Source organism: Mycobacterium sp. (assembly GCF_049673265.1).
GTDB lineage: Bacteria > Actinomycetota > Actinomycetes > Mycobacteriales > Mycobacteriaceae > Mycobacterium.
The window spans coordinates 1-4,236 of record NZ_JBATXN010000177.1; the positions used below are offsets into that span (position 1 = coordinate 1).

At 66.2% G+C, this 4,236-nt stretch carries 4 protein-coding genes and 1 pseudogene; 4 read left to right on the forward strand and 1 reads right to left on the reverse strand.

Translation table 11 applies throughout. The features are described from left to right. From WBF82_RS06110 to ligA, 4 genes and pseudogenes are all read left to right on the forward strand, one after another. Positions 1-470 (forward strand): annotated as a pseudogene (locus WBF82_RS06110) (methionine synthase); the annotation flags it as partial. A 69-nt stretch (positions 471-539) separates the two neighbouring features. Beyond that, the gene (locus WBF82_RS06115) at positions 540-1,034 is read left to right on the forward strand and encodes an SRPBCC family protein (protein WP_424382182.1); all 495 of its coding nucleotides are present in this window, start codon (positions 540-542) and stop codon (positions 1,032-1,034) included. Then, the gene (locus WBF82_RS06120) at positions 1,031-1,351 is read left to right on the forward strand and encodes an ArsR/SmtB family transcription factor (protein ID WP_424382183.1); all 321 of its coding nucleotides are present in this window, start codon (positions 1,031-1,033) and stop codon (positions 1,349-1,351) included. Before WBF82_RS06115 ends, WBF82_RS06120 begins: the two co-directional genes overlap by 4 nt. A gap of 30 nt (positions 1,352-1,381) precedes the next feature. After that, positions 1,382-3,460, forward strand: coding sequence for an NAD-dependent DNA ligase LigA (gene ligA, locus WBF82_RS06125; protein WP_424382184.1), 2,079 nt, complete (start codon positions 1,382-1,384; stop codon positions 3,458-3,460). A 374-nt stretch (positions 3,461-3,834) separates the two neighbouring features. Here the strand turns inward: ligA and WBF82_RS06130 are convergent. Beyond that, positions 3,835-4,236: hypothetical protein (locus WBF82_RS06130; protein WP_424382185.1), on the reverse strand; the 402-nt coding region annotated here is incomplete at its 5' end.

Genomic DNA, 4,236 nt, shown 5'->3' on the forward strand with positions numbered 1-4,236 from the left:
GGGTCACCGCGCTGAGCCCGGTGGCCCCCATCGACGAGACGTTGGCCACCTCACTGCTGGACACCTGCGCGGACGCGGCGGGCGCAGAGGTGTCCGTGCACAGCTGCGCCGTGGCACTGCCGTGGAAAGTGTTGCAGCGCAGCAGCATTGCAGCAGTCTCGGTCGACGTGGCGACGCTTGAGGCGGCCGATCTGGATGCCGTCGCGGAATTCGTCGCGTCGGGCCGCGCCGTGATGTTCGGTGTCGTGTCGTCCAGCGCCCCGACCCGGGCACCGTCGGCGCAGCAGGTTGCCGCCGCTGTCGTGGCGATCACCGACCGGCTCGGCTTCGGCCGCTCAGCGCTACGGAAAAGCATCGGCGTCACCCCGGCGTGCGGGCTGGTCGCGGCGACCCCGCAATGGGCGCGCACCGCCATCGGGTTGGCCCGGCGCGCGGCGGAGGCTTTCGCCAGCGATCCCGACGCCATCTAAAAGCGCAACTAAAAGGTTGCATATTAACCTCGAGGCATGGTCTACTGATAAGCAACCAGGAGGTTGCATATGAGCATGGATCGAATCGAGAAGCAGGTGGAGTTGCGCGCGTCGATGGAGCGGGTGTGGCGTGCGATCAGCGACTCGCAGGAGTTCGGGCGCTGGTTCGGTGCCCGCATCGACGGGCCTTTCGTCGCCGGGACCTCGGTCACCGCGACGATCACCGGCACGACCGTCGACGAGGAGGTCGCCGAGCTGCAGCGGCCGCACGCCGGGGCCAAAGCCATCTGGCAGATCGTCGCTGTCGAACCGCCGCGACGGTTCGCCTACCGCTGGCATCCGTTCGCGGTCGACGCCGACGTGGACTATGCGGCCGAGCCCACCACGCTGGTCGAGTTCACCCTGTCGCCCACACCGCACGGCGTGTTGCTGACCATCGTCGAATCCGGGTTCGAGGCCATCCCCGCGGCGCGGCGGTCGGCGGCGTTCGAGGCCAACAGCGGCGGCTGGGCCAAGCAGGTCGAGCTGGTGCGAAAGTATCTGTCGCTGGAGCAGCGGGTGTGACGGCGACCCTCGCGGCGGCCCCCGTCTTTGATGCACTGGGCGATGCGAATCGGCTGCGCATCGTCGTCCGGTTGTGCGACGGCGGCCCCAGCTCGACTTCCCAAGTGACTGAGGCGGTTCCGGTCACCAGGCAGGCGGCCACCAAGCACCTGGAATTGCTGGAGGCGGTGGGGCTGGTCAGCAGCAGCCGGCGCGGCCGGGAACGCATCTGGACCGTGCAGACCCAGCCGCTGGCCCAGGCCAGCGACTACCTCAACCAGCTCTCACGTCGTTGGGACGAGGCCATCGACCGGCTGCGTGCCTATGTGGAGGACTGAGCTGTCGGCGTCCTCCGATAGCCTGCCAAGGTGAGCTCAGCAGAAGCTGATCCTGTCGCGCCCGAAGGCCGGCGACTTTGGCGTGAACTCGCCGACGAGGTGCGCGAACACCAGTTCCGCTACTACGTGCGCGACGCGCCGATCATCTCCGACGCGGACTTCGACCAGCTGCTGCGCCGGCTGGCCGCCGTGGAGGACGAGCATCCTGAGCTGCGCACGCCCGACTCACCGACCCAACTGGTCGGCGGCGCAGGCTTCGCCACCGATTTCACCTCGGCTGAGCATCTGGAGCGGATGCTGTCGTTGGACAACGTCTTCAGCACCGACGAGTTCGACGTGTGGGCGGCGCGCATCCATGCCGAGGTCGGTGACAAGGTGCCGTTTTTGTGCGAGCTCAAGATCGACGGTGTCGCATTGGCTTTGGTGTATCGCGACGGACGGTTGGTGCGGGCCTCGACCCGCGGCGACGGTCGCACCGGCGAGGACGTCACGCTTAACGCGCGCACCATCGACGATGTCCCCCAGCGGCTTACCGCCAGCGACGACTACCCGGTACCCGACGTGCTCGAGGTGCGCGGTGAAGTGTTCTTCCGGGTCGCCGATTTCGAAGCGCTCAACGCCGCACTGGTCGAAGACGGCAAGGCGCCATTCGCCAACCCGCGCAACAGTGCGGCCGGATCGCTGCGGCAAAAGGATCCGGCGGTCACCGCGCGTCGCAAGCTGCGGATGATCTGCCACGGGTTGGGACACATCGAGGGGTACCGGCCACCCACCTTGCACGACGCATATCTGGCGCTGGGTGCCTGGGGCTTGCCGGTCTCCGAGCACACCACGCGGGTAAAGAACGCTGCGGGCGCTCTCGACCGAATCGCCTACTGGGGGGAACACCGCCACGATGTCGACCACGAAATCGACGGCGTCGTCGTCAAAGTCGACGATGTGGCGCTGCAGCGCCGGCTGGGATCCACCTCGCGGGCACCGCGGTGGGCGATCGCCTATAAATACCCGCCGCAGGAGGTACAGACCAAGCTCCTCGACATCCGAGTCAACGTTGGGCGCACCGGGCGGGTCACGCCATTCGCGTTCATGACGCCGGTCACCGTTGCCGGATCCACGGTCGGGTTGGCCACCCTGCACAACGCCGCCGAGGTCAAGCGCAAGGGTGTGCTGATCGGTGACACGGTGGTGATCCGCAAGGCCGGCGACGTGATCCCCGAAGTGCTGGGTCCCGTCGTCGATCTACGCGACGGCTCCGAACGCCAATTCGTCATGCCCACAACGTGTCCCGAATGCGACACCCCGTTGGCTCCGGCCAAGGAGGGCGACGCCGACATTCGCTGCCCCAACGCGCAGGCCTGCCCGGCGCAGTTGCGTGAGCGGGTATTTCATGTCGCCGGTCGCGGTGCTTTCGACATCGAGGGCCTCGGCTACGAGGCGGCCGTCGCGCTGCTGAAAGCCGAAGTGATCGGCGACGAGGGTGACCTGTTCGGCCTGACTGAAGACGACCTGCTGCGCACCGAGTTGTTCACTACCAAAAGCGGCGCGCTGTCGGCCAACGGCAAGCGGCTGCTGACCAATCTTGACCAGGCCAAGAAGCAGCCGCTGTGGCGGGTGCTGGTGGCGTTATCGATTCGCCATGTCGGGCCGACAGCTGCGCGCGCACTAGCCACCGAGTTCGTCAGCCTGGATGCGATCACGTCGGCGTCGACAGAGCAGCTGGCCGCGGTCGAGGGTGTCGGCCCGACCATCGCCGCCGCGGTGACCGAGTGGTTCACCGTGGACTGGCATCGGGCCATCGTCGACAAATGGCGCGCGGCCGGCGTGCGGATGGCCGACGAGCGCGACGCCAGCGTGCCCCGGACGCTGGAGGGATTGACGATCGTCGTGACCGGCTCGCTGACCGGCTTCTCCCGCGATGACGCCAAAGAGGCCATCGTGGCGCGCGGCGGCAAGGCCGCCGGCTCGGTGTCCAAGAAGACCGCCTACGTCGTCGCCGGCGATTCCCCCGGATCGAAGTACGACAAGGCCGTCGAACTCGGCGTACCCATCCTCGACGAGGATGGTTTCCGAAAGCTGTTGGCCGACGGGCCTTCTGAGTCGGCCGACTGACATCGGCTCAAGGCTTAATCGTTGCCCGAAGAGCGCATTCGCACGATCGAGCGCACACCGGGGTCGAATGTCTTGTACGCGGCTGATGGTGAAGCTGATTTGGGGTCGGTTCGTTCGGCTTCGTCAACAGTTGTCCGCAGCGGCGCTATAGCTGCGGCGTCGGCTGCGGCAAACTCGAATCGTGCTATGCCACAGCCAATTGCACTGATCAGGACACAGATCGAAACTGCCAGACAAGCCACGAAGCCCAGCCGGGTCGTTCTCGGCTTCCCGCTGGAAGTCACAGTGCCACAACTGTAACACCGGATCAGGTCGAGGTATTGTCTTGCATATCAACCTCATACGATCCAGCGGCATCCGCGGGTGTCAAAGATTTACGGCAGCAGCGATAGCCGCCACAGTGGGGTGTGCGGCTCTAGCAGCCACATCCGGATGGCGCTGAATTTGAACAGTCGCAGCGTGCCGGTGATAAGCACCGCGGCCAGCGGAAGGTCGCCCACTGCCGCGGTCAGCCCCGACACCGGGAAGTCGCTGGGGCCAGCCGTCATCAAATCGAACCAGGCATCGCAGATCAGCAACACGCCGGTCGCGAACGCGGTCAGCAGCATCAACTGACGACGCAGCAGGCCGAAGATGACGGTCGCCCCCATCAGAGCGAGCAACAGCAGGTCGAAGCCGACCCAGGTCGCGGTCCAGTCGTGCACCAGGTAAACGTCGGGCAGCGCGAACGAGAGATAGACGATCCAGGGAATCAGCACGACCGTCCCGCCGATCAT

Coding starts and splice junctions, on each gene's coding strand:
- WBF82_RS06115 (WP_424382182.1), top strand. CDS start 540: ATGAGCATGGATCGAATCGAGAAGCAGGTGGAGTTGCGCGCGTCGATG.